The organism is Streptosporangium album (genome assembly GCF_014203795.1).
GTDB classification, from domain to species: domain Bacteria; phylum Actinomycetota; class Actinomycetes; order Streptosporangiales; family Streptosporangiaceae; genus Streptosporangium; species Streptosporangium album.
In genome coordinates this window covers 162,521-188,881 of sequence record NZ_JACHJU010000005.1, presented here as the reverse complement: position 1 = coordinate 188,881, position 26,361 = coordinate 162,521, and the positions used below count along the sequence as shown (strand labels likewise).

Below are 26,361 nucleotides of genomic sequence, written 5' to 3'. Positions count from 1 at the left end.
CCGGAGACTTCCGCCAGGAGCCGACCCGCCTAGGCCAACCGGGCGGCAAGGCCCGGCCGACGGCCCATCACCGGTAAGCCCGACTTACCTACGCACCGTTGGCTCGGTCTTGGCACCGGTTGACGGGCATGGTCAGGGGGTGAGTTGGTCGGCGAGAGCGGTGCGGATGTATAGGACGCTGCGCCCGGCGCGGGCTCGGCCCACCAGCCCTGCGGCGTGCAGCGTCTTCAGGTGGTGGGAGATCGCACTGGGGGTGACGGTGAGCAGGTGGGCCAGGTCGGTGGTGGAACGGGGCTGGACCAGGGCGGTCAGGATGGCGGCTTTGGGCGCGCCGACGAGCGCGGCCAGGACGGCGGGCGCCGGCGGGGGCGGCTGCCAGGCGGTGGCGGACCCACGCGCCGGATAAATGATCATCGGTGGGTGGTCGGGGTTGTTGGGGGTGCCGGGGGCGTTGACGAACAGGGTCGGGACCAAGCAGAGGCCGCGACCGGTGACGGGGGTGCGGGTGTCGGTGTGGGGGATGTTCAGGCGGGTGCGCAGACGCCCGTTGTGGAAGGTGATGGCGGGGTCCAGGTCGGCGAACAGCAGGGCGGCGCCCCCATCGGCCAGGCGGGAGGCCCGGTAGCGCAGGTCGGCTTCCAGCACGCCGCGCAGACGCGGCCAGTGCGGGGCAAGCGTCGCGGTCCAGTAGGTCTGCAGCAGGTCGGCGAGCCGGTCGCGCAGGCGAGCGGGCCGCCGTAGCCCGGAGCGCAGCATGTCGGGGAGGGTGCCGCCGGCATGGGCGGCGCGGATGTCGGCGGCGACCCGGTCGGGGTCGCAGGCACGGGCGCGGTCCAGTTCGGCGGTGAAGTCGGTGACCGGACGCCCCGGGCGCGGGGTGAGGAAGTCCGGGACGAGCCGGCGGGGGCCGACCAGGGCCAGCAGCAAGGCGATGTCGAGGTCGCCGAGACCGCGCGCGGCCACCGCCAGCCAGGGACGTTGCCGGACATAATAGCCGGGCTGGTGCCAGATGCGCAGGCTGAGCACCGTCTCCAGCAGCGGGGAGAGGGCGAAGCGGGTCTCGGCGAGGTCGCCGACGTCCAGGATCAGCTCGTGCATTGAGGCCCAGGCTAAATCACTGTCGGCCCAGCCGGACCGGCGGTGGGGTGAGCACCATGGTCACCGCACTTGCCATCCTGTTCGCCGGGCTTCTGCACGCTGTCTGGAACGCCCTGGCCAAAGCCGTCCCTGACCGGTACGCCGCGTTCGTGGTGATGGGCGCCGCCTCCGCGCTGGTGTCCCTGCCGGTCGCGGTGGCCGCCGGGCCGCCGGCGGGGCCGGCCTGGCCGTTCCTGCTCACCTCGGTGGTCCTGCACGTCGCCTACACCGCACTACTGATCCGCTCCTATGACCTCGGCGACTTCGGCCAGGTCTATCCGCTGGCGCGGGGCAGCGCGCCGCTCCTGGTCGCCGTCGCCGGCGCCGTCCTGGGCGAGCGGCTGAGCCCGCTCCAGCTCGCTGGCCTGGTCGTGGTGTGCGGCGGGCTGGTCGCACTCGCCGTCGCCCGGCACCGCACCGCCGTCACCGGCCCGGCCGTCACCGCCGCGCTGCTGACCGGCCTGTCGATCGCGGCCTACACCGTCGTGGACGGGCTCGGCGTGCGACGCACCTCCCATCCTCTGCCCTACATCGCCTGGCTGTTCCTCCTGGAGGGATCCGTGGTCGCCCTCATGGCCCTGGCCGTGCGCGGCCGCGCCGTCGCCCCCGCGCTGCGCACCGGCTGGCAGATGCCGGCGGCGGGCGGCATCGTGTCCCTGCTCGCCTACGCCATCGTGGTGTGGGCCCAGACCCGTAGCCCTCTGGCCCAGGTCGCCGCCCTGCGCGAAACCAGTGTCGTGTGGGGCGCAATCATCGGCGCCGTCTTCTTCTCCGAACGCTTCGGATGGCGCCGAGTCACGGCCGCGGTGACCGTGACTCTCGGGATCATCCTGCTCACCTCCCCCACCTGAGCATTCCTCAAGGGCCGGCTCACTCCGTGGGAGCGCGGATCGATCTCCTGCGGAGCCTGCGGCAAGGACTTCGAGCCCGCCACGTAGAGCGCGGGGATTCGTCGTGCACCGCGGCGGCGAGGCCTGCACGACGAAAGGACGGGTCAGGTTTCGTCGATCCTCGAGGAGCGGCCCGGACCGCGACGAATCGGTCTGTCGTTGAGGAGCGTGTCACCAGGTACACGCGAGCCCCGTACGACCAGGTCAGAGATGTGATCAAGCGCGGTGGACGTGACAGGGAACGGGCGCTTCCCTGTCACATCGGAGATCTAGCCAGCGGGCCGACCGGCGTCATCACCAAGCCTGACGTCGCCCGAAGAGAACACGTTCCCTGTCATGTCGCTGTCATGTCGTCTCGCATATACCTGGTGACGCGCTGGCCTGGCCGGCCCAGGCCCCCGGCCAAATCCGCCCCACCCGCAACGGCACGATGGACCGCGGTGGTGACTTCACCGCGATCGCCCACGTCAGCCGGCGGGCCCCGGCCACCACCAACTGGATCCCGCTGGCCGTCGCCGTGGTGCTGCTGGTCAAGGCCATCAGCGCGATGCACGAGCAACGCCACCGGCCCCGTCAGGCCGCCGTCTTGGCCGACCGGGTCACCGACCTGACCCGCAGCATGCGGCAACGCCGCGCCGCCGACGCCCCATCATGGCGCCGGCGCCCCTTCGGGGCCCTGTCCGAATCGGCGATATCTCAAACGCCGGGCCTGTGCGTGCTGGTCACCGATCCTGCGGGCCTTCGGGCGGCGCGGCGGGGAAGACGAAAGACAGGGCGCGGCGCAGGGTGGTGGCGAAGGATTCGGTGTTGCCGGGCTCGAGCCAGTGCCGCCCCGCCACGCGGATGGCGCCGGCGACCGCGGCGGCCGTGACGGGAGGGAACAGATCGCGTCCGGGGTCGGTGCCGGTGCGCGCCGCGATCGCCTCGGCGAGCGGGCCCTCCGCCATGGTGAACGCCTTCAGCGCCTCGCCCTCCAGCGCGGGCGTCGACATGATCATGCGCAGGCCGGCCTTGTCGGGCTCGGGGTTGGTGTAGAGCTCGATCACGGCCGTGATGATGGCCTGGTCGAGTGGCTCGTCGGCGGGCCGGGAGCGCAGCGCCCGTCCCGCACGCCTGGACTGGTCGGCTTGGAAGGAGCAGATCGCCTCCTCCCTGCTGGAGAAGTAGTTGTTGTAGGTGCGGGGTGAGACACCCGCGGCCGTGGCGATGTCATGGACGCGGACAAGGGCCAGCCCGTTGGGGCCCTGCTCGATGGCCAGGCTCAGCGCGGCGTGGCTGATCGCCTCCCGAGTGGCCTGCCTGTTGCGTGACCGGAGGTCCATGGCGTCGTCGTTCATGGATCAACCCTACCCGATGCTGCGTGACGCGCACTACGTGCGTTCCACGCAAGTTGTGGGTAGAGTGCGACGGGACGCCTGGCACTCACGCCTGGAGAGTGCCAACCACAAGGCGTATGCCGGGACGGCGAGGTCCGCCGGCAGGTTGGCCACCTGCCGGCAGACCGTCCGTCGCGGGCGCCGTCCCGGAGAGCCCCCATCAAGAGCAGGAGCAGCAATGGCTTCGAAAATGATTGCGTTCGACGAGAACGCCCGGCGCGGTCTCGAGCGCGGTATGAACCAGCTCGCCGACGCCGTCAAGGTGACCCTCGGCCCCAAGGGCCGCAACGTCGTGCTGGAGAAGAAATGGGGCGCCCCCACGATCACCAACGACGGCGTCTCCATCGCCAAGGAGATCGAGCTCGAGGACCCCTGGGAGAAGATCGGCGCCGAGCTCGTCAAGGAAGTCGCCAAGAAGACCGACGACGTCGCCGGCGACGGCACCACCACCGCCACCGTGCTCGCCCAGGCCCTGGTACGCGAGGGCCTGCGCAACGTCGCCGCCGGCGCCAACCCGATGCCCCTGAAAAAAGGCATCGAGGCCGCCGTCGAACGCGTCAGCGAGGAACTGTCCCACCTCGCCAGGAATGTGGAGACGAAGGCGCAGATCGCCTCCACCGCCTCCATCTCCGCGGGCGACCCGCAGATCGGCGAGATGATCGCCGAGGCGATGGACAAGGCCGGCAAGGAAGGCGTCATCACCGTCGAGGAGAGCAACACCTTCGGCCTGGAGCTCGAACTCACCGAGGGCATGCGCTTCGACAAGGGCTACATCGCCCCGCTCTTCATCACCGACCCCGACCGGCTCGAAGCGGTCCTGGACGATCCCTACGTCCTGATCGTGAGCGGCAAGATCTCCGCCAACAGAGACGTGGTGCCCCTGCTCGACAAGATCGTGCAATCCGGCAAGCCGCTGCTGATCATCGCCGAGGACATCGAGGGCGAGGCCCTGGCCACTCTGATCGTCAACAAGATGAAGGCCGTCTTCCGGTCGGTCGCGGTCAAGGCCCCGGGCTTCGGTGACCGCCGCAAGGCCATGCTGGGCGACATCGCGATCCTGACCGGCGGTCAGGTCATCGCCGAGGAGGTCGGCCTCAAGCTCGAGAACGCCACCCTCGACCTGCTCGGCCGCGCCCGCAAGGTCGTCGTGACCAAGGACGAGACCACCATCGTCGACGGTGCCGGCGACGCCGAGCAGATCGCCGGCCGGGTCAACCAGATCCGCGCCGAGATCGAGAACACCGACTCCGACTACGACCGCGAGAAGCTCCAGGAGCGTCTCGCCAAGCTGGCCGGCGGCGTGGCCGTCATCAAGGCCGGCGCGGCGACCGAGGTCGAGCTCAAGGAGCGCAAGCACCGCATCGAGGACGCCGTCCGCAACGCGAAGGCGGCCGTCGAGGAGGGCATCGTCCCCGGCGGTGGCGTGGCCCTGCTGCAGGCCGGCGCCAAGGCCTTCGACAAGCTGGAGCTCACCGGCGACGAGGCCACCGGTGCCGCGATCGTCCGCAAGGCACTGGAGGAGCCGCTGAAGCAGATCGCCGTCAACGCCGGCCTCGAGGGCGGCGTCGTGGTGGAGAAGGTCCGCAACCTCACCCCCGGTGAAGGCCTCAACGCCGCCACCGGCGAATACGTCAACATGTTCGAGGCGGGCATCATCGACCCGGCCAAGGTGACGCGCTCCGCGCTGCAGAACGCCGCCTCCATCGCGGCGCTCTTCCTCACCACCGAGGCCGTCATCGCCGAAAAGCCCGAGAAGACCACGGCCGCTCCCGCCATGCCCGGCGGCGACATGGACTTCTAGTCCGGGTCGCCCAGGGGATTCGCACCCCGGGTTCGGGTAGGACCGCGCAGTACTGCACGGTCCTACCCGACCTGGACCAGGCGTGGCACGGCGAGCTCGCCCGCCTGATCCACCAGTGCGGTGGCCTGGATCCGGCCGGAGCGCCGCCACAACGCGGCCATCCTCGCCTTCCGCGACCCCCGCACGCCCTGGCCACGGTGGTGGTGCCCACGCTCGTCCTGTACGGACGGCACAACCCCCTCGTCACCGCCGACGGCGGCCGCGCCACCGCCATCCCAAGCGCCAAGCTGATCACCTTCCCCGGCATGGGCCACGACCTGCCCCGCCCGCTCTGGCCCGCCATCACCGCCGCGATCCGCGGCTGCCGGCCACCGCAGGCGCATAGCGAACCCGGATTCGGCAAGACGCGTGTTCGCGGGCGGCGTGCGAATCGTCGATGAGGTGATCACAGTCGGCCCCGATCATTTCTCATCCCAATCCGGTTCATCGGGGTTGCGCAGGTCCCGCATCCCGGCGAGGCCGAGGTCGGGAAGCGCGAAAGTGTAGGTCCCGATCACGTTGATGCGCTGGCGCTGGAAAGGCGACAGGCGGGCAACATCGTCGCTGGCCAGCCGGTAGCCCTCGGCCCGGAGCCGCGCCAGGGCGTGGCGGAACTCCTGCAGGTTGCGGATGCCCTTGATGTCGCGCCGGTAGGGTTCTTCGACGGCGTAGGTGAGGATGTGCCGGGTCTTGAATATCCAGCCATAGATGGCGATCGCATCCCCGAGTTGAGCCAGGTCAGCCTGCGTTTCTGCCCGAATTGCCTGCGGTTGGGCCGGGTGTAGGTGGAGGGGACCGCGAACCGCATCCCGTCGATGGCGGCGACCAGGCCACCGCCGAACTGCTGGGCGAAGCCGATCTTCGCCTGTTCCTCGATCAACGGGGCATTGGCCAGCGAGAACATCTCGGCCGACAGGTAGTTCTGGGCGACGTGGCTGAGCCGTGCGCGTTCCAGTGCCGCAGTGCCAGGGCAAGCGGCATCTCCGCCGTCATCGACAGCGCCGCCGTGCCTTACCTGGAAGGAGCCCGAGAGGCCATCCGTGATGGATGCATCAGCGGCGGATCCCGCCGGAACCTCGACTGGATCGCCCCCGCTGCGACTTCGGCAACCTCTCGGAGAATGAACGTCTTCTCCTCGCCGATGCGCAGACCTCAGGCGGCCTGCTCATCGCGGGCGAGATCCCAGGCTTTCCGGTGATAGGCGAACTCACCCCCCGTGGCGAACACCTATCTGATCGCGAAGCAAACACGAGGCCGATACCGCGAGGCGGGTCGCCGGCATCCGATCCACCTCGCGCGGCCCACCTTTCGGCCATCCGCAAACCGGGGCTACATATGCCCATAACAACCATAATTCGGATTATGTACGCACCTTATACCTTCAGGCCATGAAAATGCCTGAATAGTCCGATTCGCGAGCCCTTGATCCTCTTGACCTTTACGGGGCGCGCAGTGATCCTTAACCCCGACACCGGTCCACCGACCGGGCCAGCCGAAAAAAGGACGGCATGAGCTTACGATCGATGGTGACCACAATATCGCTGGTCATGGTCGCGCTGGTGGCGCCCGGTGCGTCCCCCGCGCAAGCCGCTGACTGCTCCGGCTCGCTCATCGAGCACATCCCGATTAAGACATACGGCCATCTGGACGTCTATTACGACTCCGCGACCAAGCGCAACTGCGCGAAAACGGTTTCGTCCAGTTCCACCTGGGGCGCCTCCAAATTCATGGCGGTTTACCTGATCGTCTGTGAGGAAACCAGTCCGGCCAGCTCCTGCAAGCAGCGCGCCATGGACTACGACGACGGCCAGTACAAGTACTACGCGGGACCTCGTTCGCTGCCCGCCGGGGGCCGGTGCATCTTCGCGATCGGCAAAATCTATTCGACACAGGCGTCCACATCGCCCACGGCTTCTCACTGCGGATAATTACCGAAAGGACCTTTCATCATGACCGCTTCCCGTGCCTACGTTCGCGCTGCCGTGGTGACCGCGCTCGCCGCGGCCCTTGTGACACCTGCCCTACCCGCCAGTGCAGCAACGCCTGAGAGCATCTGCGGGTCTGGCTATCGGATCATCGACCGGATGCCGGACTCACCGTGGGGCACGTACTACCTGCTCTACAACAACAGCAACGGTCACAACTGCGTCGTTGCGATAAAGGACAGAGGGGCAGGCACTTCGACGTTCACCGAGGCACGCATCCAGGTGCAAGGCTCGTCCACCATCTACCGTGACGGCGGCCAGTACAAGACCTATGCCGGGCCGGTGCGGGCGTACGCCAACAACAGGTGCGTCCAGTGGGGTGGCAGGTTCTCCGACTCGGTCGGCCAGACCTTCCAGACGTTGAGCGGCTGGGAGCACTGCACCTGATCATCTGCTGCCCCTTCTACGGCCGGCTGTCAGCCCTGCCCGATAGCGGCCAGCGGTGGCGGGAGAAGACGGTCACGGCGCAGGAGTGAACGGCACGCGCTCAGCGGTAGCCGGCCAGGCCGTCCGCCAGTTCTTCCTCGTCGCCGTCGCGGTTCGCGTAGAGGGCTTGCTGCAGGGCGAACGTGCTACGGATCGTGGCGATCCGGGCGGCCATGCCGTTCCCCGACCAGCCACTCAATGCGAGGACCCGGTCCAGCAGGTCCTTCCCGTAGCTGGCGCCAACGGCCGCGAGGTCATTGGCGGGGTCACCGAGCGTGACCTCGTCCCAGTCGACCACTCCGCTGAGCCGAGGCCGCCCGTCGGCGATCTCCCATAGGACGTTCTCGCCACCGAGGTCACCGTGCACCACCGCGGTGGTGAGGTGGGGAAGGCTGTCGAGCGCCGCGAGCTCCCTCTCGGCGCGCTGACGCCCATTGTCGGACATGAGCGCGAACAGCTCTGCGCGGACGTCTGTTGCGAACTCCTGCCACTCACCTTCCGGCGCGTGCGGCAGCGCCGCTCGTATCTCCTCGTCAGCGCCCGCCGCGGCCAGCGCGGCCAGCAGTGTGGAGTACTGCGCCGCCACCGAATCGGCCACCTCGGGGTGTTCGAGCACGTCGCCCTCCAACGGCGCTCCGGGGATTCGGCTGAGTACCAGGAACGGCGGCCCGTCTGTGCCCTGAGTGTCGCTTTCGACCAGCGGCTCGGGTGTGCGGAAGCCGAGGTCGAGCCCGGTGAGCGCGCGCAGCACGGCCGCCCGCCCGGGCAGCCGGGTAGCTGCCGCCTCGGTACGAGCGAAGCACACGACACGATCCGAGCCGATCACCACATGATGGAACTGCCCCTGCCGGACGGTGAGACCGTCCGGCTTGTCATGGGGCAGCAGCCGACTCAGCAGGGCGTGGTGCGTCTCAAGGATTTCCTTGATGGGTGAACTTTCCATCTCTAATACCGTGACCGGGAACGTTTACCGGTGTGCTGGGTCATGCCGCGTCGGTGATGGGGCGGCCGCCCCATCGGAGTTGGCGAGGATGAACTGCCGCAGCGGTCCAAAGTGTGCTTCGACCGGGTTCGCCCAGGAGGCACCGGTCGGGGTGAAGCACAGCGTGACCTTGTTCTTCTCCGCCCACCGGCGGATCTTTGCGCCCTTGCGGGCAGAGAGGTTGTCGAGGATCACGTAGATCGGGGCACCGTCCGGGAGGGCGGCCCGGATCGACTTCAGCGCCGCAATGGTGTGGGCCGCGCCCTTGCGGCGGCGGTTGACGCCCCACATCGTGTCGGCGCCGATGGAGTAGCAGCCGTGGAAGTAGGTGACGCCGTGGGTGCGGTGGTAGGTCGCGGCCACTCGGTCGGGCCGGCCTTGCTCGGTCCAGCAGTTGCCGCCGGTAGGGCGGATGCCCAACGGACCGAACTCGTCAAAGGCGAAGGCGCGGTCGGGGAAGTGCTCGATGACGTACTCGATGCGGTCGAGCTTGGCGTCGCGGTCGGGGTCGGTGGATTCCTTCCAGGTCTTGGTGCGCTGGAAAGTGATTCCGCGATGGGCGAGCAGGGTGCGTAAGGCCTCGCGGCCTATGCGGATCGTCCGGCCTTGGACTTTGTGCAGGTAGGCGGCAAGTTTGCGGATCGACCAGCAGGTGAAGGGCTGGCCGAGTTTGCGCGGGCGAGTGGTGGCCGTCTGGATGACGAAGTCCTCGTCGTCACTGCTGAGCAGGCGGGAGCGGCCTCCCGCTCATTGAGGGTCCAGACAGGCAAGTCCGATCTCGTTGAATCGGTGGATCACATCGCGCACCGTGTCCTCTTCGGCCTGGACCAGCTGGGCGATCACTCGCACGGTGTTTCCGCCGGCTGAGGCCAGCAGCATCATCGCGCACCGTGCTGGTAGTGCCCCGGCGCACGATCTGCTGCAGCCGCTGCCCCTCCTGGTCGGTCAGTCCGCGGACCTTGACCGGCTCTGCCACCGAACCTCCACGTACCAGATCGGATGTCGTCACATCCAACTGCCCGCAGGGCCCAAGCGCGAATGGCAACCCGGTGAACCTTCCCGGTCAGATCACTAGCTTGGCCAGGCGGGATTGCTCATTGGCGATGGCGCGCAGGCGTTCAACGAGCTGGCTCGACGGCTGGCTGAGGGAGATCTCCTCTCAACCGGCTTGGCTGTACTGATTGATGAGGCCGCCGAGAGTGGTTCTGACAACCACGAGCCGGGCCGGTACGGCCGGCGCCGGTCACTCCGGTTACCGGGGTCAGATTCAGATCGAGCCGTCGTGCTCTATCAGGGAACGAACAGTGCTCACGAGACGACGGGTCCTGTGGCTCGGAAGACGATGACGTGTGTGGCGTCGGCGGTGTCCGCCTGGAACGCATAACAGCCGGGCTGCTTCAGGCGGACGTAACCCGGGCGGTCGCGCCAGTCCTTGGCCGACGGGTCGGGCGCAATGACGATCTCGTCGAGCAGGGGCCGGCCGTCCGTGCCGTCGAACTTGACCGGACCGTCGCCGTCCAGCTGCTTCCCCTTGATCACGAGGGGCCCCATCAGACCGGGGTCGGTCAGCCACAGCACCTTCTCCCCGCCCCACCCACTGCCCGCGAACAGGGTGCCCGGATCATCGCCGATGTAGGGCAGCGTCGACTCGATGGCCGGTCTCGCCGGGCCGTCGCCCAGAAGGTCGCCGGCCAGCGAGGTGGGACGCGTCATGATCTTGGTGACCGGGCATTCGCCGCCCGGCGGGACCTGGGGAACCTCCAGCGGGCGTGCCAGCAGGTCGGCGGCCGTGGGCTCGACCTCGCTCGGCGCGCAGGCGGCGGTGACCGCGATCAGCACGATCGCGGTCACCGCGTTCATCAGTCTCTTCACAGCACCATCCAGACGAATGTGGCCGCCAACGCCGCGGCGGACACGATTCGTGCGCCGTCGAAAAGCACGGCACGGCCGCTGATTGTGAAGTCGCCGATCGAGGACGCGTTACGCCCGATAGGCGCGATCAGATAAGGAACCGCGCGAGCCACAACGAATGCGATGACCACGACGAGACTTACGCCGACCTGACCAAAGATAACAGGGACGACCAGCGCCACATGGAAAACCGCATAGGGAGCGTCGGTCAGGAACCCGAAGCCGAGCGAGCGACCCCACCGGATCGCGGCCGTTGCATCGTTGCCGTTGACCAATGTCGTCGGTACCAGCCAGCGCAGCGACATTCTGCGATGCCCGACTCCGCCCAGAATCTCGCTCACCATGAAGGCTCCGACCACAGTCGCGGCCGCCACCTGCCGTACCTCCTGCCGCACCGGCAGCGACCACGAAAGAGCAGCGAGCACGAGGACGACGACCGCCAGCATGCCTGCTCCGCGGACGAGTCCGCGCGCGAAACTACGAGCCCAACCCGGAGGCGACGCATACAGCGTGCCGGCAGCGTTGAGGCCTCAAGAGGTGCCGAAGGAGAGCACGCCGGCTATCGCCGCCAGAACCACTGATACGTACGTCATGAGCAGCCCTCGTCAGTAGTGGGTCGTGGACTTGCAGCCGCAGTGCCAGGTGGCACTGCACCCGATGGGGCCGTAAATCGTAGAGATGCAGTCACGGCACTTGTGCCGGTTGGGCGACGTCCCCGTGTACCACCAGCCGCTGCTGTACGGGCACAGGCCGCAGCCACGGTTGTAGCTGGGGGTGCAGGTGGCGAAGCCACTCGGGCACGCCGAGCTCGCGGCACACCCTCGGCAGTATGCGCCGTGGGGCGGGTTGCACGTACCGTGCGCGAAGGCGGGGGCCGCGTCGACCCCGACGACGAACCCGGCGATGGCCGCCGCCACCGCACCCGACCTGCCCAGGAACTTACGCCGTCCGATGCGCCGGGTCAGCCGGGCGGCGCCCAGCTGGAATTTCTCATCGCGCGATAATTTCGATGTCATTCAAGGTCTCCTCAGGAAATTCCACCTGCTGGATCGGAGCCAGCATCTCGATGAGTCGGCCGCGGTTGTTGAGCAGTCCCTTGGCCACGACGATTCCGCGGTCGTCCACGACGAACGCGAATGGGCTCACCTCGACGTCGTAGGCCTGCGCGATGTCCTCGGTCGCGAAGACGGTGGCCCCCTTGAGGTCGAGTTTCTCGACATACTGCGACAGGTCGGCCACGTCCGAGCCGAAGAGGATGTTCACCACGGGAATGTCGTAACGACGCTCCACGTCCAGGATCTCCGGGTAGATCTGCGCGCATTCGCCACAGGTGGTCGAGCCGAAGAACAGCAGCTTCCCCCGCCCGTCGTGCAGATTCACCGGCTGGCCCGTGCGGATGTCGGGCAGCTCGGTCTTGGGCACTCTGCGGCCGATCGAGATGCCACTGTCGTTGGCGCCGCGCGAGGTCCCCAGAACGAACAGGCCCAGCTGCCGGAAGAGCACAGCTGTCATGATCATGTTAAGGATCGTGAACACGAGACAGACGGCGACAATCACCACGATGGCGATCGACATTCTCGCGATCTCCTCTCTAAGGTCAGGCGATCAGGATCGAAGATGAGGGAACCCGGCGGCCCACGGCCGATACCTGTCGGCCAGTTCTCGATAACGCTTGATCAGCGGCCGGTAGGCGGGAACGACCACCATGAGGAAGAACAGGATGATCGCGACGGTGGCCAGCACGAAGAGCCGTAGCGCGAATTCCGGATTCACCGCTTCCAGCATCGTGACCGCCGCGGCCGCCGCCGCGAGGGCGAGGTTCGTGGCCGCGAGCCGGAAACTCAGCCGGCCCGGCCGGGAGCGACCCCAGCAGCCGCAGTCCGCGGGCCCTCTGTGCACCCGAAGCCACAGGACCGCGATTCCCATCGTCGCGTAGAGAGCGGCTACGGCGAAAAGCGCCCAGACTGCCGGAGCTAGGACGAACCAGGCACAGAGCAGGGCCTGGACGACGGTGAGCGAACGGTCCAGGGAAGTCGGCAGGATGGAGCGGGACTTGGCGTTCCAGGCCCAGTCCCACGCCTTCGCGATCGTGGAGGCCATCAGTGGCGTACACGCCAGTACACCGAGCACGTACTGCATCTGGTCCCTAGACGATGACGAGAGAGGTGGTGAGCTGCACGGTCAGCAGCTCGTTGGAGGCCGGTTGCTTCGCGGCGGCGTCGACCAGCCTCTGGATGGTGTCGAGGTTCTCGATCCTGCCGACGACCGCGTCCCTCGGCTGGATGCCGCTGACGTCGGCGAGGAACACCGCGAGCTGGGGCTTGGTGGGCACGCTGCCGTCGGGCTGCGAACACACGACGACGTCACCGGCCCGGTAGGAAGCGCTCGGCTGCGGTGGGTAGAGGCTCCGTTCGGGGGGTCGCGTCGACTCTGAGGACAGGCCGGTCTTCACGGGCGCATCGGCCCGCGACTTGTCCGACGTAGCCTCCCCGTACGCCCGCAGGCTGTCCGCGAGAGGTGACGAGCCCACCTCGACCTGCAACACGAAACCCGGGGAGTACCGGGTGACGGCGCACACGCTGGGCTCCGGGGAGGCCGCGAAACCGGTTAACGCTTGTTCCTTGCGTATGCGCAACTCGCCAACGGGATCAGAATTCATGCCCGGCTCTCCTCCAGATGGTGAATGGACAGGCAGATACGGGAGAGACGTCATGTTTCCAGTGGGATGATCGCCTCAGCCTGAAGACAATCATGATCAGCGAGTCAAGACAATAGTTGACTTGGCTGGCAAATCGGGATAAGTCAGGAATTGGGCCTTTTTTGATATGTCCACTCTTCGGAGTGTGTGAGGTGGGAGAGCTTGTCGGGACTGGTGACGGCGTGGATCTCCGCCGCCTGATCTCCTTCCGCGTTGAGGTCGATGACCATGACGGCGAAGGGTGCGTCGCCGGCGAACAGCAGCGCGGACGGGTCGCCGTTGACGGTCCGGTAGCGGACCTCGAGGTTCCGGGGCGCGCGGGAGGCCACACCGACGATGAGGCGGGCGACCCCGTCGCGGTCGTGCACCGGACACCGGACCGCCGCCCGCGCCTTGCCGCCACCGTCGCTCCACATGGTCACGTCCGGCGCCAGGATCCGCATGAGGGCGTCCAGGTCACCGCCGAGCGCGGCGGCGAGGAACCGCTGCGTCGCCTGTCGCCGGATGCGCGGATCGGCCTGGTAGCGGGGATGCCGGGCCCGCACGTGTCCGCGGGCGCGGAACAGTATGTTCCCGCCGACCCGACCGTGGTGGGCAATGACGTCTGGTTCGGGTACCGGGCCATGGTGATGCCCGGCGTCCGTATCGGTGACGGAGCGATCACCGCTTCCGGTTCCGTCGTCGTCGACGACATCCCCGACTACGGCATCGTCGGCGGCAACCCGGCCAGGCTCATCCGCCGTCGCTACAGCGATGAGGACATCATCCGCCTCCTGGCCCTGGCCTGGTGGGACTGGCCGCTGCAGCACATCACCGAGCACATCCGCACGATCATGTCCGGCAGCGTCGACTGGTGCCAGTTGGTCGACGGCCAGCCAATGCGTCGTCGCCCGGCGGCCGGTCAGAGGGCCATCAGCATGGTGGCTGTTGCGACCAGGAAAAAGGCGCCTGCGATCGCCGCTGACGTCGATGCCTGGTCGAACCGGGACAGCAGGAGAACGCCGAGGGCAAGGCAGGTCATCGCCGCCAGGGCCGGCCGGCGCACCCCATGCCGGCGCAGCAGCACAGCGCAGGCTGGTGCGCTGAGCACCATCATCGCCGCCAGGGGCAGCGCACGCTCGGTGGCACCAGCGGGCTCACGGTGCGCCGCTCGCGCCAGAAGAACGCCCCGCCGATGACTGCGGCAGCGGCGAATCCCCTCTCTGCGCGGGTGTCCCGGCTCAGCAGGCAGGAGATGCGCCGCAGATTCTGCCTGCCGGGTACCTGGAAGATCGTCCATGACGGTATCGAATTCACCGGCGCCGCCAGTGTCGCAGTGACTCGCTACCGCTACCGCGGGGGCCAAGATCCCAACCCCGGGACCCCACCAAACGGCCGCCTTCAGGGAGCGGTTGAACAACCGGGGCGCGAGCAAACCTGCCACCGGCCCAACGCGGCTGTTCACAACCTCCAGGTCGCAGCCGGTTTGCACCGAGCACACCAAACGCGAGATCGGAACTTAAAGACAAGCCAACCGCCGGATAAGAGGCGAAGTGTCGGTCATCTCCAATATGGTCGCTTGGCATGATCATCAGTGGCAGCACGATCGTGCTGGCCGGGCGGTTCAGCCGGCTTTCGAAGGATGAGGCCAAGCGCGGCCTGGAGGCGTTGGGCGCGAAGGTGACCGCGTCGGTCTCGGCGAAGACGGACCTGGTCTTCGCCGGGGCGAAGTCGGGGGTCAAGGCGGGTCCTGCGGCGGTGCGCGGCGTTCCGATCTACGACGAGGACGCGCTGGTGGCCGTGCTCGCAGGTCGGGAGCCCGGCACTGCGCCGCCGTCCCCGCCGTTCACCGGCGTCCCGGACGAGCGGATGGGACCCGACGAGGCCCTCGACACCCTCAAGAACGCCGACTGGTCCGCGTTCTCCCCGGAGCGCGACACCGTGCCGCTGCGGGACGCCCTCCAGGCTCTGGAGCGCGCCCACGGCGTCACCGGCGCGCATCGCCTCGCGACCGCCCGGCTCCGCGACGCGGGCACGCTGCTGCGCCACTCCGACGTGCACCACGGCGAGCTGAACGGCCACGCGCTCAGCCCGGACGGCCGCCACCTCGCGGTCGGAAGCTGGACCGGCGACGACTACGACCGGGGCGGCGTCCTGCAGGTCTTCGAGGTCGCCACCGGCCGCTGCGTCCACGCGATCGACGGCATCATGGGCGGCATCGGCTTCCCGGACTACACGCGCAGCCTCCAGTGGTCGGCGGACGGCACGCGAATCGCGCTGGAGTACAACACCAACGCGACCGGCGTGTGGGACCCGTTCGGCACCGCCCACGAGCCGATCGCCAACGCGTTCTTCCTCGCCTCCGGCAGGCCGTTGGGCATGGCCCTCGCCCCCGAGGGCAGGCGCGCGTTCGTCTACGGAGGCGAGTCGGACTACCTGCGCAACGTCATCGTGGCGATGCACGAGGGCTCGGTCGCCGGGCCACCGGACTCCAACCCGGAGGGAACGGAGCCGATCGAGTTCAGCGGACCGTTGCCGGACGAGTCCCGGGAAACCTGGAGCGACGAGCCCGAGCTCATCCTCGGCCGGGCGTTCTGGTCGCGCGACGGCTCCCGTGTCTATGGAGAGGCGGAGGGCGAGTACGCGGCGATCTCGCTCGACGTGCAGAAACGGCAGGTCTCCTGGATCCTGGGCCTGGAAAAGAGTCGGGATTCGGCTCCGCCCGAGTGGAGCCTGGACGAACGACTCCTGGCCTACCAGCGCGACGGAAAGCTCATCATCTCCGACGCGCTGACGGGTGAGACGACGGCGGAGCTTCCGGGCTACCCGGGCGCCGATGTCCTGTGCTGGGGGCCGGGCGGCCGGCTGGCGGTGGTGGACCCGGCGGGCGGGACCGTCGGGATCGTCGACGCGACGACCGGCGAGCACCGCCACGACCTGAACATTCAGGCGGACACCTCCAACCCGCGCGGCGCGGACGCCCGGTCGTGGGCCTGGTCACCGGACGGCGAGCGGGCCGCCTGTGTCACCGCCGAGGGGCGGATCGAGATCTGGTCGGAACGCCCCGGACAGCTGCGCGTCCTGGACGGCATCCGGCGCACCATCAACGGGTGGGACCACGGCTTCGGCCTGGAATGGCCCGCCGACGACGTGCTGATCGCGATCGGCCCGCACGCGGTGCGCTTCCTGCGCCCCGAGACCGGCGAGATCATCGCCGACCACCCCTTCCACCACGCCCCGGCCGCCCGTCGCCCGCTCTTCCTCACCGGCCGTGACCTCGGCGACCAGCTCCGGCTCAACCCGACGTTCGCGCTGGACGAGGACACCTGGGCGGTGGCGTTCGAGGACGGCACGGTCATCGCGCAGCCCGGCCGGGACGACGATCTCGCGGAGCTCGACGGTCGGCTCTGCTGGTCCATCGCCCGCCGCTTCGCCTGGCCGTTCCGCTGGGGCGACCAGAAAATCTTCCCCGACCCCGCCCACGCGGGAGTGGGGGCGGCCTCACCGGAGACCGAGCGGCTGCTGGCGCCGTTCCGGGGACGTGGCAGCACGGCAGAGGCGACGGGGACGTGGCCGCCACCCGACACCGCCACCGTCACCGATCTGATCACGGCGGTCCGGGGCACGCTCGTCGACCTGACCGTTCAGGACTCGTTCGTCCACGGCGAGTGGACCGTCAACACGCTCCAGCAGCTCGCGATGATCTGCGCCCGGCGGGGCGAGGCCGCCGAAGCCCGCGAACTGGCCCTCGCGATGCCAGAACATCGGCGACGTCTCGGACACCTCGCGCGGATCGCGCTCGCGCTCGGCGCGGCCGGTTTCGACGCCGAAGCCGCCGCCGTCCTCCCCTACGCCGACAACGATCTCGCGGACGTGAGCGACGCGGCGGACATGGCGGCGGTCGCCGGGGCCTGCGCGGTCCTGGGGTGGCATGAACGCTCCGAGCGGTGGTTCGCCTCCGCGCGCGAGGCCGCCGACGCCCACCGTTCGAACTGGGAAGTCCGCCTGCCGCTGGTCTGGGCGCTCACCGAGTGCGGCCGGGAGCAGGAGGCCCGCGTCGTGCTGGACGAGGGCGTGGGCACGCCGGGGAACCGGCACCACGGCGTGCCCTGGCTGGTGTACCTGCTCAGGCGGGGCGAGACCGAGCTGGTGCGCGAGCTGATCGGGGAGCGCAGCGAGCCGGAAGACCCGGACAAGCCGCACGCCTACGGTGTGCGCTGGTTCGACGACTGGACGGCAGCCCGCGCGCTCACCGCCTACGGGCAGCCGGATCTGCTCCGGCTGTGGGGCGACATCAACCGGGCTTGGGTGCAGGACGACCTGCCGGTGGCCGAACGCATCACGGCCGAGGGCAGGCCCACCGGCCCGACCGACGACCAGCTGACCGATCTCGCCGCCCAGCACGCCGGGATCGCGAAACTCCCCAAGGCGACGAAGCGCCGCGAGTCCGCGCAAGTGGCCCGGAACGCCGCGGAGTGCGGCCACGTCAGCGCCGTGCTCGACCTGCTACCCGGGACGGGCGACCCCGACAAATACGGCGGGCTGAACAGCGACACGCGCACCTGGGTCGCGCTCAGCGCCCTGCGGACCATCGCGATCGGCGTGGACGTCGACGTGTGGTGATCGGGTGCCCCGGCGGGCGCCTCAGCGGGTGTCGAGGAACCGGTCGAGGACGCGGGTGCCGAAGCGCAGCCCCTCGACCGGGACCCGCTCGTCCACGCCGTGGAACATCCCGAGACAGTCCAGCTCCGGCGGCAGCGGCGGCGGCGCGAAGCCGAAGCTGGTGATGCCGATCCGGTTGAAGGACTTGGCGTCGGTGCCGCCGCCCATCACGGACGGGACGGGCGTCGCGAGCGCGGCGAACGTCGGGCCCGCCGGGTCGGCCGCCGGGACCTCCTCGAAGTTGATGAACTCCCGCGTCACCTTCGGCCCGAGCAGCCGGGCGGTGGCTGTGCGCCAGACGATGACGTCGGCGGCGCCGCACCTTCGCGCGCCGGTTGCGTAGGTCAAGGTCGTCGGTGTCAAGGGCCAAGGCCTCCTCTGTGCGGGCCGCGCTCTCATACAGCAGCCGAAACAGCGTGCGCTCGCGGAGGCCCAGGGCCGGGCGGGTCAACAGCGTTTCGACGGCCAACCACGTGAGCCCACAGCACGCCGCCGTAGTTGCTTTCCCCGGCGCGGTTGTCGGGGTTTCCGTCGGAGACGAAGAAGGAGATTACGCAGTCGGCGCGGACGACCTCGGTGTACGCGCAGATCCAGATGTGGGGGAAGTCTGCCATGGTTCGATCTTCCCCGCCTGGCCTTGCATCTGAGAACTGGGGCCGCTTGTTGGTCAGCTTGGGCGCCAGGTCTTGTGGCGTAAAGGCGATGTCAGTGAGTTTTGGTACCGGCCCAGCGGGGCTGGTGGGCTACCGAGATGCTCCCAACAGCGGAGGAGCACCAATGGCGCACGGACTACGTCGTTCCCGCCAGGCGCAGTCGGGTGCGGGGCGGCGCCGACGGGGGCAGGCTGTCGAGGATGTCCGCGAGGGTGACGCCGGCAAGGCTGCGCCGCCACGCCTCGTGCGCTTCGGCCATTTTCTCGGCGAGGACGCAGGTCCGTCGGCACTCCTCGGGGGGCAGCGCTCCCCGTCCTTGTTGGCGGATCTCGCGGCACTCATACGGTGAGGACGTGCCGGCGACGGCCTCGACGATCTGCAGGAGCGTGATCTCGGAGGCGGGCCTCGCGAGCCGGAATCCTCCCCGCGGGCCCGTGGTTGCGGCCAGCAGGCCGGCTCTGACGAGCGCCTGCAACTGCTTGGCGAGATAGGCCGCTGGGAGGTCGTAGTACTGCGCGAGCTGCGCCGTCGACGCGGTGGCTCCCGGATCGAGCTGCGCCAGCGTCGTGGCGCAGTGCAAAACCCATTCAGTGCTCACAGGCAGCTTCACAGCTCCGAGTCTATCGCAGACATTGTGGACCTTTTTAGTCCTTGATACTGTCCGTGCGGTAACGAGAGAAGGAGAGATCATCATGCGGATCGCAGTTGCCGGGGCGACCGGGAACATTGGGGCACTCACCGTCGCCGCCCTCGTACGGGACGGGCACGACGTCGTGCGCATCAGCCGCTCGCTCGGCGTGGACCTGTCGACCGGTGACGGGCTCGACGACGCCCTCGCCGGCGTCGAGGCGGTCATCGACGCCACCAACGGACCGGCGACCGACCGGGCCGAGACGGTGGCGTACTTCGGCACCGCCACGCGGAACCTGCTCGCCGCCGAGGAACGGACCGGTGTCCATCACCATGTGCTGCTCTCGATCGCCGGGATCGGTCGCATCGAGGGCAACGCACACTACGCCGGCAAGCGGGAGCAGGAGCGCCTCGTGTCCGCGGGACCGGTGCCGTGGACGATCGTCCCGACCACACAGTTCCACGACTTCGCTGCGATGGTGGCGAGCTGGACCGAGCAGGACGGCACCGCCACGATCGCACCGCTGCTCGTGCAGCCGATCGCACCCGCGGACGTGGCCGAAGTCCTCGCCGAGATCGCGACGGGCGAGCCGCAGGGGTGTTATGTCGACGTCGCCGGGCCCGAGCCACAGGACCTGGTGGACATGGCCCGGCGCACCAACCAGGCGCGCGGCCGCGCGGTGAAGCTCATTCCGACGTGGTCGGCAGGGTTCGGCCCGGCGATGGCCGGCAATGTGCTGCTGCCCGGAGAGGGCGCCCGCATCGCGCCGACCACCTTCGACGAATGGCTCGCGGAACAGCGATAGAGCCGACGGGGGAAGGTCCCGCTGCTGCCCGGGGTTGGAGCGACTGGGACAGTCTTTAAGGCGGTACCAAAACTCACCTTCAGATCAACCCCTGTGTGATCGCTGAGTGGTCCACGAACACACCGACAATCGGTCCCACAGCACACTGCCGAAACCACCCGCCGCGTCAGGAGGCCAGACACAGATCCAGATGGGTGTCCATGTCGATCTGGATGGTGCCGTACAGGTTGGCGTGCGACCAGAAGAGAGGACTGAGCGCGCGCCGGTCGGCGTCGGTGAGCCGTTCGCCCCGGGCCGGGTCTTTCAGAGGAGCGACTGAACCAGGATGGTGTTGACGAAGACCAGGGCCGACTGCAGCAGATGCCGGGCGAGCATGGAGACCTCCTGGCTCTCCCGGTCGGTGCCGCCGATGGTGCCGGCCTTGCCGTAGAACAGGTCCGCGTTGGCCGAGTTCCGGTTCTCCACCGCCTGCAGGCCCTCATGGATCTCGCGGCGTAGCTCTTCGGAGGCCATGTACTCGGCGATGAAGATCGACTTGACCGCCCGGCGACCTCCTCGATGGCGCGGTAGGTGGGATGCGTGGGTCCGCCGCGGGTGAAGCGGCGCAGCACCTGCTCGGCCTTGCCGGTGCGTAGCTTCAGCGCGGTGGCGTACCTGACCAACCGACTTGCGCTCGACGCGCCAGTAGATCATCACGCCGTAGCGGACGTGGCACTCGGTCATGAGGTTGCAGGAGCACGAGCCGAACTTCTTCGCATCGCTCGCGCACGCGGTGCCAGTGCCCCACCAGGCCTCATCGCGCGTCCGCAGGGTGGCGTTCACCAACGTTGCGATCGCGTTGCGCAGGTTGTCGCGGTTGACGAACAGATAGCGGGTGGCGCGCAGCGCCGCCTCGCTCTCACCGTGCTTGCCGCCGTCGGCCACCCGCTTGATCCCGATGTCGGTGCCCAGCGCGTACAGCACCAGCAGCAGGCGTTTACGGATCACCTGCCGCGGGGTGTTCTCCCTCACGGCGGTGGTGGAGAAGTCATCGGTGAACTGCGTGACGAAGTCGGACTCCTTGAGGAAGTCCAGCAGATCGATGACGCCCCACCGGGCCGCGACCGCGGCGTGCAGGCCCGCAGGTTCTCCGGCGTCTTCAGCTGTCCTCGAAGTCGGCCGGCAGGTCCTCTTCGGGGTTGCGCCAGCGGGCGGCGCCGTCCACGTAGATCTCCCGGCGGCGCAGCGCGTTCTTCACCGGCCGCCAGCACGCACAGCTCATAAGAGACCCGCTCGACCACTCCGTCACCGTCGACCACCGCCTCCAGCCATCCCTCCGGGACCACGCCGGTGATCGGCACCGCATCGACGCCGTCGTGGTGACGGATCTTGCCCGGCACGTCGGCATAGCGGCCCAGCAGGTCCACCAGAGCGTCGGTGATCTCCGCAGTACGGCACCAGGCCAGCGCGGCCAACAGTGTCAGGCGCACCGGGTCGGACTTCAGCTCGGCCGAGAACCCGTCCGCACCGGTGACCAGCTCCAGCAGCGCGGCGGTCGCGTCGGCCGACAGGCACCCGGTCACCTGCTCACAGAACGCCCGCTCGAACCGGGCACGGCAGCCGCGCACGATGCGCTCGGCCCTGCCGGGCGGCTCGACCTTCGGGTTCCGACAGCGCGACAACACCGCCACCCGAATCCCCTCATCCGTCAACGCCATCGGGCAGATGCCGCTGGCCAGCCACTCGACCCGACTCGCGACAATCACGAACTGCAACCGTGATCTATCTCAGAGCTACTTTGGGGGTTGGGGTCACGTTCGGGAGAACACCCCCGTGACGAGGAAGTTCTTGCCCTCGGCGCGCGGCAGGCGTCGCACGTCCCAGGGGGCTGGGCTGTGGAGGGAGGACATGTCGGCTCCTTACGTTGATGGGCGGTCGTGTCTGCGTCAGTGCTGGAGTTCTTCTGGTGCTCGTCTGGGCATCAGGATCACGGCCGGGACGGTGATGGCGGTGAGGGCTACGACGACGACGAGGCTGGTCGTCATGGCGTGGCCGAGGCCGGAGGCGGTTGACTGGAAGAAGACCGAGGTGACGGCGGCCGAGCCGATGCCGGCCGCGAGTTGCTGGATCGCCGACAGGGAGCCACTGGCGCTGCCGGCCTCGTCGGGATCGATGTCGCCGATCGCGATATCGAAGATCGTGCCGTAGCAGGCGCCCATCCCCAGGCCGGTGAGGAAAACGGCTGGTGCGAGGGTCCACAGGCTCAGGTCCGTGCCGGAGCTTGTGACCAGGACGAGCAGCCAGCCGCAGCCGATCAGGATGATGGCCAGGCCGAGGAAGATGAGGGTTCGGCCCATCTTCTTGATCAGCGCCATGCACGCTCCTGCGGCCACGATGATGCCCACGGTCATCGGCAGCAGACCCAGGGAGGCGTCCCGCGCCGAGGCGTGCAGCCCTTGCTGCATGAACAGGGAGAGGACGTAGACCAGCCCGGTGGTGGCGGCGAAGACGATCAGTCCGACGAGCAGGCCGGAACTGAAGCCGCGGTTGCGCAGCAGGGACGGCTTGAGCAGCGGGTCGGCGGCGGTGCTCTGGCGGCGGGCGAAGGCTGCCAGGAACACCAGGCCGGCGACGATCGAGAGGATCGGGATGGCGGTCCAGCCGTTGCTCGACCCCTCGACCAGCCCCAAGAGCAGGCCGAACATGATGGCGGCGAGCAGCCCTGAGCCCACCCCGTCCACGCCGGTGGACGCGTCGCCGTCGTCCTGCGGCAGCAGCCGGACGGCCAGGACCAGGCCGAGGCCGCCGAGCACCAGGTTGACCAGGAAGATCGGGCGCCACGACAGCCCGGCGATGTCGGCGTCGATGACGAACCCGGCCAGGATCGGGCCGCCGACCGAGGCTATGCCGAGCAGGGGGCCGAACATTCCGAACGCCTTGGTGAGCATGTCACGCGAGAACGTTTTGGTCATGATCGCCATGCCTTGCGGGATCAGGAGCGCGCCGAACGCGCCCTGTGCGCCGCGGGCGAGGACCAGCAGAGCGGGGTTGGGCGAGAGTCCCGCCACCGCCGAGGCGATCGTGAAGCCGCTCATGCCGATGAGGAACAGCCTGCGCTGGCCGTACTTGTCTCCCAGCCGCCCGCCGACCACGAGCAGGACGCCCATCGCGAGCATGTAGGCCGACCCGAGCCACTTGATCAGGCCTTCGCCGCCGTGCAGTTCGGCGGTGATCGTGGGCGCGGCGATGTTGGTGACCGTGGCGTCGATCATGTCGAGGGCGTCGGCGAGCAGCACCAAGCCCAAGATCGCCCACATGAGCCGGGGGGACGCGGTGACCGGCGGGCCGGCCGTTGCGGGGATTGCCATAGGACATCTCTCCATTGGAACTAAACTGAACTGACTCTGAAACTATAGTCACTATAGATTCAGATGAGTTCCGGGTTCCGGTACTATGGGGACATGCCGACGACCATGGGGCGCCGCGAGCGCAAGAAGGCACAGACCCGCCGGGCGTTGTCGGCCGCCGCGTTGCGGCTGTTCTCCGAGTACGGGTACGACGGCGTCACCGTCGCTCAGATCGCCGACGAGGCGGACGTCTCCATCGCCACCCTGTTCGCGCACGTGCCGGACGGCAAGGAAGCGCTGATCTTCGACGACGGCGCCGAACGACGCGTCTGGCTGGTCACCGCGGTCCGCGACCGGCCCTCCGGCCAGTCAGTGCTGGAAGCCCTGCGCCGCTGCATGGCAGGCCGGGGACCCTTCACCGAAGATCTCCCGCCCGAACTGCGGCGCAAGCGCGACCTGATCGTAAGCACGCCCGCCCTGCGGGAATACTCACGCAAGCTCTGGATAGCCAGCGAGGGAGCCCTGGCCGAGGTGATCGCCGCCGAGAGCGGCCGCGACCCCTCCGACATGACCATCCGCGCTCTCGCCCGCTACGTCCTGGAGATCCCCGAGCTCGCGGGCACGGAACCCGACCCCCTGGCCGCGATGAACGCCATCTTCGATCTTCTCGAATCCGGCTGGCCCGAGTCGCCCAAGGAAGCCTGACCAGGCTCCGCATGAACGGGACGATCCCGGTGGTCGGCTCACAGCGGCCGATCACCTGGGCTTGGTGGACGTCATAGGCGGCCAGATAGGCCAGGGCGCCGCCGCGCCGGTAGTCGTTGCTGACCCGTATCGGCCTGCCCGGGGCTGTCGGTTGGGTGGGGTGGCGGCGTTGCCGGGCCTGGATGCTGGTCTTCTCGTCGTCGGAGATCACATACGCGCCGGCTTCGAGTGGGACACCGTCCCAGCGTCGGGCATACAGTTCCAGCGCGCGTTCGGCCTTGGCGGCGAAGTCCGGGTCCCGCATGAAGATCCACGATCGGTGCTGTCAGGGCTTGATCAGGTCTTGGGCGAGGATCCGGCCGACGGTCGAGACGGACATGCCCTCAGCGATGCCGCGGCCGGTCGGCCAGCCCCGCCAAGCCCTCGTCGGCGTAGCGGCCACGCCACAACCGGACGGTATCCACCACCACCCCCTGCCGACGGGCGATGTTGTTGGAGTAGCCGTGCGCGGCGTCTAGCACGATCCTCACGCGGACGACCTGCTGGAACGGCGTGGTACGAGAGTGGGGCAGCTGCTTGAGCCGTCGGCGCTCGGCAGCGGTGAGCACGATCTGGCGGGCACGGGGAACAGGCACGTGGGGGGACTTCCACGATCGATCCGACTGGGGACCCGTCGAGGATCTTCCCGGACCTGGCGGCCCCTCCTGATCGACACGCCGAGATCGCCTGCTCGGCCGTGATCGTCGCTCCCCCATGTACGTGATAACAGGCAGTCATCACGTACATGACCGGTGCAGCGCGAAGCGGTCAAGGAGAGTGCTTGCCGACGGACGGTGTCCGCTGTTCGGCAGAGTCGGCGACCCAGGATGCGCAGCCGCTCGTGGGAGGGGGTGCCGGGTTCGGCGGTACAGATGATGAGCTGCTGGTCGGGGTCGGTGGCGCAGGTGAGGATATCCCAGTCGAGGGTGAGGTCGCCGGCGACGGGGTGGTGGAGGGTTTTGGTGCCGGCGCCCTTGCTGGCCACATGGTGCGCGGCCCACCACTGCCGGAAGTCGGGGTCTTGCACCGACAGCTCGCCCACGAGGGCGGTCAGGCGGGGGTCGTCGGGGGCCCGCCGGCGCGGGCGTGCGATGTCCTTCCGGCCAGCCCGAACAGGTAGTCGCGCTGGTCGTCATCCAGATTCAGCACGCAGGCCAGGACGCCCAGGACGGGTGCGGATACTTGGATCCTGCCTTGCTCCAGGCGGGCGTAGTAGCCGGTGCTGATCGAATGGAACAGGCCTGCCGATCAGCCGATATCGGCCACCCCCGGGGTACCCCTGACGACGAGACGATTTGATCGGAAGATCTTCATGCGAGCAACCTTGATCTACGGTGTCGGTGACGTGCGGGTGCAGGACGAGCCCGACCCGGTACTGCAGGAGCCCATCGACGCGGTGGTGCGCGTGCTGCGCTCGTGCATCTGCGGCAGCGACCTGTGGCCTTATGAGTCGATGCCGGCCACCGAGCAGGGCCGGCGCATCGGCCACAAGTTTCTTGGCGTGGTGGAGGACGTCGGCTCGGAGTGACGGCCGGGGTCGGGCCGCGCACGTCGGTGACGGTGATCGGCGACGGCGCGGTTGCGCAACATCACCCTCACCTGCGGCGTGGCCCCGGCCCGTGCCTACATCGCGGAACTGCTGCCCGAGGTGCTCGACGGCAGGATCGAGCCGGGCCGGGTGTTCGACCGCACCATCAGCCTGGAGGACGCGCCGGGCGGCTACCACGCGATGGCCGACCGCCAGGCGCTGAAGGTGCTCACCCGCCCCTGAGCGCCATGCGCCTCGCGATCAACCCGCGACGAGCCGACGAACGGGGGGCGCCCGGCGTGCGGCGCCGGGTGCCCCCGGGTATCCGAGAAGAGGAGCAGCGACTGTGAAACACATCAAGCTGAGGGATCTGGACGTCTCCCGCATCGGTCTGGGCACCCTCGACAGCAGCCCGGCGAACAGATGCAGATGATCGACCGCTGACCCGGCCGAGGTCGTCCCGCTCGCGCCGACACCGCGCGGGCGATGCGCTCACACCCTGAACTTCCAATACGCCAAAGCAAGAAGCATCACCGTGGCAGAAGAACCGCCCCCGGCACAGAAGGCGATCGGCGACTTCGCGCCCAAGCTGGTCGAGCTGACCGACGAGGTGCTGTTCGGCGATATCTGGCCGAGCGGACCGGAGCCACCCCGGCGCAGGTGGCACTGGCCTGGGTGCGACACGAAGATCACACAATTCAACACCTAACGCAATTGGTCGAATACAGAGGGTAACGTCGCTGTGAAGTTGATCTACGAAGACATCCCTCACGACAGAATGGGAGTTC

General features: G+C 68.4%; 29 protein-coding genes and 3 pseudogenes. 12 read left to right on the top strand and 20 right to left on the bottom strand.

The features are described from left to right. Nucleotides 1-132: 132 nt before the first annotated feature. Nucleotides 133-1,098: an ArsR/SmtB family transcription factor gene (locus tag FHR32_RS37250; protein ID WP_184759187.1), complete on the bottom strand. Its 966-nt coding sequence runs from the start codon at nt 1,096-1,098 to the stop codon at nt 133-135. Nucleotides 1,099-1,154: 56 nt separating this feature from the next. Here FHR32_RS37250 and FHR32_RS37245 point away from each other — a divergent pair, with 56 nt between their 5' ends. Next, entirely contained in the window at nt 1,155-1,988 is an 834-nt protein-coding gene (locus tag FHR32_RS37245) for an EamA family transporter (protein WP_184759186.1), read from the top strand. 761 nt (nt 1,989-2,749) lie between these two features. On the opposite strand, the gene FHR32_RS37240 is transcribed toward FHR32_RS37245, so the two are convergent. Continuing rightward, on the bottom strand, nt 2,750-3,364 hold the full coding sequence (locus tag FHR32_RS37240) for a TetR/AcrR family transcriptional regulator (protein WP_184759185.1): 615 nt from the start codon (nt 3,362-3,364) through the stop codon (nt 2,750-2,752). 217 nt (nt 3,365-3,581) lie between these two features. Here FHR32_RS37240 and groL point away from each other — a divergent pair, with 217 nt between their 5' ends. Together groL and FHR32_RS37230 are read left to right on the top strand one after the other, a co-directional pair. Further along, nucleotides 3,582-5,204, top strand: coding sequence for a chaperonin GroEL (groL, locus tag FHR32_RS37235; RefSeq protein ID WP_184759184.1), 1,623 nt, complete (start codon nt 3,582-3,584; stop codon nt 5,202-5,204). A gap of 203 nt (nt 5,205-5,407) precedes the next feature. Next, the gene (locus tag FHR32_RS37230) at nt 5,408-5,644 is read left to right on the top strand and encodes an alpha/beta fold hydrolase (RefSeq protein WP_184759183.1); all 237 of its coding nucleotides are present in this window, start codon (nt 5,408-5,410) and stop codon (nt 5,642-5,644) included. Between the two features lie 21 nt (nt 5,645-5,665). Here FHR32_RS37230 and FHR32_RS47520 read toward each other — a convergent pair whose 3' ends face one another. Next, the gene (locus FHR32_RS47520; RefSeq protein WP_376773446.1) at nt 5,666-5,980 is read right to left on the bottom strand and encodes a Tn3 family transposase; all 315 of its coding nucleotides are present in this window, start codon (nt 5,978-5,980) and stop codon (nt 5,666-5,668) included. 57 nt (nt 5,981-6,037) lie between these two features. Continuing rightward, nucleotides 6,038-6,159: pseudogene (locus FHR32_RS47515) on the bottom strand (hypothetical protein); the annotation flags it as partial. Nucleotides 6,160-6,766: 607 nt separating this feature from the next. On the opposite strand from FHR32_RS47515, the gene FHR32_RS37220 reads away from it, so the two are divergent. Together FHR32_RS37220 and FHR32_RS37215 are read left to right on the top strand one after the other, a co-directional pair. After that, nucleotides 6,767-7,171, top strand: a complete 405-nt coding sequence (locus FHR32_RS37220) for a hypothetical protein (RefSeq protein ID WP_184759182.1) — start codon at nt 6,767-6,769, stop codon at nt 7,169-7,171. 21 nt (nt 7,172-7,192) lie between these two features. Continuing rightward, the gene (locus tag FHR32_RS37215) at nt 7,193-7,615 is read left to right on the top strand and encodes a hypothetical protein (RefSeq protein WP_184759181.1); all 423 of its coding nucleotides are present in this window, start codon (nt 7,193-7,195) and stop codon (nt 7,613-7,615) included. 100 nt (nt 7,616-7,715) lie between these two features. Here FHR32_RS37215 and vph read toward each other — a convergent pair whose 3' ends face one another. The 9 genes and pseudogenes from vph to FHR32_RS37170 all read right to left on the bottom strand — a co-directional run bounded on the left by vph (nt 7,716) and on the right by FHR32_RS37170 (nt 13,790). Continuing rightward, nucleotides 7,716-8,597, bottom strand: a complete 882-nt coding sequence (gene vph, locus FHR32_RS37210; RefSeq protein WP_184759180.1) for a viomycin phosphotransferase — start codon at nt 8,595-8,597, stop codon at nt 7,716-7,718. A gap of 75 nt (nt 8,598-8,672) precedes the next feature. Beyond that, nucleotides 8,673-9,612, bottom strand: a pseudogene (locus FHR32_RS37205) (IS630 family transposase); the annotation flags it as partial. 332 nt (nt 9,613-9,944) lie between these two features. Further along, on the bottom strand, nt 9,945-10,508 hold the full coding sequence (locus tag FHR32_RS37200; RefSeq protein ID WP_184759179.1) for a hypothetical protein: 564 nt from the start codon (nt 10,506-10,508) through the stop codon (nt 9,945-9,947). Then, a complete protein-coding gene (locus FHR32_RS37195) occupies nt 10,505-10,993 on the bottom strand; it encodes a hypothetical protein (protein ID WP_184759178.1) in 489 nt (162 codons plus the stop codon). Before FHR32_RS37195 ends, FHR32_RS37200 begins: the two co-directional genes overlap by 4 nt. Nucleotides 10,994-11,152: 159 nt before the next feature. Then, nucleotides 11,153-11,563: a hypothetical protein gene (locus tag FHR32_RS37190; protein WP_184759177.1), complete on the bottom strand. Its 411-nt coding sequence runs from the start codon at nt 11,561-11,563 to the stop codon at nt 11,153-11,155. After that, nucleotides 11,538-12,122: a TlpA family protein disulfide reductase gene (locus FHR32_RS37185; protein ID WP_221466758.1), complete on the bottom strand. Its 585-nt coding sequence runs from the start codon at nt 12,120-12,122 to the stop codon at nt 11,538-11,540. The genes FHR32_RS37190 and FHR32_RS37185 overlap by 26 nt, the downstream gene beginning before the upstream one ends. A 30-nt stretch (nt 12,123-12,152) precedes the next feature. Further along, entirely contained in the window at nt 12,153-12,647 is a 495-nt protein-coding gene (locus tag FHR32_RS37180; RefSeq protein WP_184759175.1) for a hypothetical protein, read from the bottom strand. Between the two features lie 46 nt (nt 12,648-12,693). After that, on the bottom strand, nt 12,694-13,206 hold the full coding sequence (locus FHR32_RS37175; protein WP_184759174.1) for a hypothetical protein: 513 nt from the start codon (nt 13,204-13,206) through the stop codon (nt 12,694-12,696). Between the two features lie 143 nt (nt 13,207-13,349). Further along, nucleotides 13,350-13,790: a sigma-70 family RNA polymerase sigma factor family protein gene (locus FHR32_RS37170; RefSeq protein WP_184759173.1), complete on the bottom strand. Its 441-nt coding sequence runs from the start codon at nt 13,788-13,790 to the stop codon at nt 13,350-13,352. Between FHR32_RS37170 and FHR32_RS45355 the strand changes: the two genes are divergently transcribed. Both FHR32_RS45355 and FHR32_RS37160 read left to right on the top strand, forming a co-directional pair. Then, a complete protein-coding gene (locus FHR32_RS45355) occupies nt 13,791-14,423 on the top strand; it encodes a CatB-related O-acetyltransferase (protein WP_246468402.1) in 633 nt (210 codons plus the stop codon). Nucleotides 14,424-14,808: 385 nt separating this feature from the next. Next, a complete protein-coding gene (locus tag FHR32_RS37160) occupies nt 14,809-17,847 on the top strand; it encodes a WD40 repeat domain-containing protein (RefSeq protein WP_184759172.1) in 3,039 nt (1,012 codons plus the stop codon). A 21-nt stretch (nt 17,848-17,868) separates the two neighbouring features. Here the strand turns inward: FHR32_RS37160 and FHR32_RS45350 are convergent. Both FHR32_RS45350 and FHR32_RS37150 read right to left on the bottom strand, forming a co-directional pair. After that, nucleotides 17,869-18,165, bottom strand: a pseudogene (locus FHR32_RS45350) (M20/M25/M40 family metallo-hydrolase); the annotation flags it as partial. Between the two features lie 510 nt (nt 18,166-18,675). Continuing rightward, nucleotides 18,676-19,149, bottom strand: a complete 474-nt coding sequence (locus FHR32_RS37150) for an RrF2 family transcriptional regulator (protein ID WP_184759171.1) — start codon at nt 19,147-19,149, stop codon at nt 18,676-18,678. Between the two features lie 82 nt (nt 19,150-19,231). Here FHR32_RS37150 and FHR32_RS37145 point away from each other — a divergent pair, with 82 nt between their 5' ends. Then, complete coding sequence (locus tag FHR32_RS37145) at nt 19,232-19,975, top strand: SDR family oxidoreductase (protein ID WP_184759170.1); 744 nt, start codon at nt 19,232-19,234, stop codon at nt 19,973-19,975. 303 nt (nt 19,976-20,278) lie between these two features. Here the strand turns inward: FHR32_RS37145 and FHR32_RS45340 are convergent, their stop codons facing one another. The 3 genes from FHR32_RS45340 to FHR32_RS37130 all read right to left on the bottom strand — a co-directional run bounded on the left by FHR32_RS45340 (nt 20,279) and on the right by FHR32_RS37130 (nt 23,322). Next, nucleotides 20,279-20,986 carry a Tn3 family transposase gene (locus FHR32_RS45340; protein ID WP_312882883.1) on the bottom strand — a complete coding sequence of 236 codons (708 nt, stop codon included), beginning with the start codon at nt 20,984-20,986 and terminating at the stop codon, nt 20,279-20,281. Further along, on the bottom strand, nt 20,983-21,720 hold the full coding sequence (locus tag FHR32_RS37135; RefSeq protein WP_184759169.1) for a hypothetical protein: 738 nt from the start codon (nt 21,718-21,720) through the stop codon (nt 20,983-20,985). The genes FHR32_RS45340 and FHR32_RS37135 overlap by 4 nt, the downstream gene beginning before the upstream one ends. 180 nt (nt 21,721-21,900) lie before the next feature. Continuing rightward, nucleotides 21,901-23,322 carry an MFS transporter gene (locus FHR32_RS37130; RefSeq protein WP_246468401.1) on the bottom strand — a complete coding sequence of 474 codons (1,422 nt, stop codon included), beginning with the start codon at nt 23,320-23,322 and terminating at the stop codon, nt 21,901-21,903. Between the two features lie 93 nt (nt 23,323-23,415). Between FHR32_RS37130 and FHR32_RS37125 the strand changes: the two genes are divergently transcribed. Then, nucleotides 23,416-24,006: a TetR/AcrR family transcriptional regulator gene (locus FHR32_RS37125; RefSeq protein WP_184759168.1), complete on the top strand. Its 591-nt coding sequence runs from the start codon at nt 23,416-23,418 to the stop codon at nt 24,004-24,006. A gap of 383 nt (nt 24,007-24,389) precedes the next feature. Here FHR32_RS37125 and FHR32_RS45335 read toward each other — a convergent pair whose 3' ends face one another. Further along, nucleotides 24,390-24,641 carry a helix-turn-helix domain-containing protein gene (locus FHR32_RS45335; RefSeq protein ID WP_184759167.1) on the bottom strand — a complete coding sequence of 84 codons (252 nt, stop codon included), beginning with the start codon at nt 24,639-24,641 and terminating at the stop codon, nt 24,390-24,392. After that, the gene (locus FHR32_RS46975) at nt 24,533-25,072 is read right to left on the bottom strand and encodes an MmyB family transcriptional regulator (RefSeq protein WP_312882904.1); all 540 of its coding nucleotides are present in this window, start codon (nt 25,070-25,072) and stop codon (nt 24,533-24,535) included. Before FHR32_RS46975 ends, FHR32_RS45335 begins: the two co-directional genes overlap by 109 nt. Nucleotides 25,073-25,357: 285 nt before the next feature. Between FHR32_RS46975 and FHR32_RS46970 the strand changes: the two genes are divergently transcribed. From FHR32_RS46970 to FHR32_RS43575, 3 genes are all read left to right on the top strand, one after another. Continuing rightward, nucleotides 25,358-25,573 carry an alcohol dehydrogenase catalytic domain-containing protein gene (locus tag FHR32_RS46970; RefSeq protein WP_312882882.1) on the top strand — a complete coding sequence of 72 codons (216 nt, stop codon included), beginning with the start codon at nt 25,358-25,360 and terminating at the stop codon, nt 25,571-25,573. 51 nt (nt 25,574-25,624) lie between these two features. After that, on the top strand, nt 25,625-25,816 hold the full coding sequence (locus tag FHR32_RS46965; RefSeq protein WP_312882881.1) for a hypothetical protein: 192 nt from the start codon (nt 25,625-25,627) through the stop codon (nt 25,814-25,816). Nucleotides 25,817-26,108: 292 nt separating this feature from the next. Continuing rightward, nucleotides 26,109-26,282: a hypothetical protein gene (locus FHR32_RS43575; RefSeq protein WP_221466753.1), complete on the top strand. Its 174-nt coding sequence runs from the start codon at nt 26,109-26,111 to the stop codon at nt 26,280-26,282. Nucleotides 26,283-26,361: the final 79 nt, after the last annotated feature.

Bases quoted from the DNA above. Each gene is read 5' to 3' on its own strand.
- FHR32_RS37250 (WP_184759187.1), bottom strand. From the start codon at position 1,098: ATGCACGAGCTGATCCTGGACGTCGGCGACCTCGCCGAGACCCGCTTC.
- FHR32_RS37245 (WP_184759186.1), top strand. From the start codon at position 1,155: ATGGTCACCGCACTTGCCATCCTGTTCGCCGGGCTTCTGCACGCTGTC.
- FHR32_RS37240 (WP_184759185.1), bottom strand. From the start codon at position 3,364: ATGAACGACGACGCCATGGACCTCCGGTCACGCAACAGGCAGGCCACT.
- groL (WP_184759184.1), top strand. From the start codon at position 3,582: ATGGCTTCGAAAATGATTGCGTTCGACGAGAACGCCCGGCGCGGTCTC.
- FHR32_RS37220 (WP_184759182.1), top strand. From the start codon at position 6,767: ATGGTGACCACAATATCGCTGGTCATGGTCGCGCTGGTGGCGCCCGGT.
- FHR32_RS37215 (WP_184759181.1), top strand. From the start codon at position 7,193: ATGACCGCTTCCCGTGCCTACGTTCGCGCTGCCGTGGTGACCGCGCTC.
- vph (WP_184759180.1), bottom strand. From the start codon at position 8,597: ATGGAAAGTTCACCCATCAAGGAAATCCTTGAGACGCACCACGCCCTG.
- FHR32_RS37195 (WP_184759178.1), bottom strand. From the start codon at position 10,993: ATGCTGGCGGTCGTCGTCCTCGTGCTCGCTGCTCTTTCGTGGTCGCTG.
- FHR32_RS37190 (WP_184759177.1), bottom strand. From the start codon at position 11,563: ATGACATCGAAATTATCGCGCGATGAGAAATTCCAGCTGGGCGCCGCC.
- FHR32_RS37185 (WP_221466758.1), bottom strand. From the start codon at position 12,122: ATGTCGATCGCCATCGTGGTGATTGTCGCCGTCTGTCTCGTGTTCACG.
- FHR32_RS37180 (WP_184759175.1), bottom strand. From the start codon at position 12,647: ATGGCCTCCACGATCGCGAAGGCGTGGGACTGGGCCTGGAACGCCAAG.
- FHR32_RS37175 (WP_184759174.1), bottom strand. From the start codon at position 13,206: ATGAATTCTGATCCCGTTGGCGAGTTGCGCATACGCAAGGAACAAGCG.
- FHR32_RS37160 (WP_184759172.1), top strand. From the start codon at position 14,809: ATGATCATCAGTGGCAGCACGATCGTGCTGGCCGGGCGGTTCAGCCGG.
- FHR32_RS37145 (WP_184759170.1), top strand. From the start codon at position 19,232: ATGCGGATCGCAGTTGCCGGGGCGACCGGGAACATTGGGGCACTCACC.
- FHR32_RS37130 (WP_246468401.1), bottom strand. From the start codon at position 23,322: ATGGCAATCCCCGCAACGGCCGGCCCGCCGGTCACCGCGTCCCCCCGG.
- FHR32_RS37125 (WP_184759168.1), top strand. From the start codon at position 23,416: ATGCCGACGACCATGGGGCGCCGCGAGCGCAAGAAGGCACAGACCCGC.
- FHR32_RS46970 (WP_312882882.1), top strand. From the start codon at position 25,358: ATGCGAGCAACCTTGATCTACGGTGTCGGTGACGTGCGGGTGCAGGAC.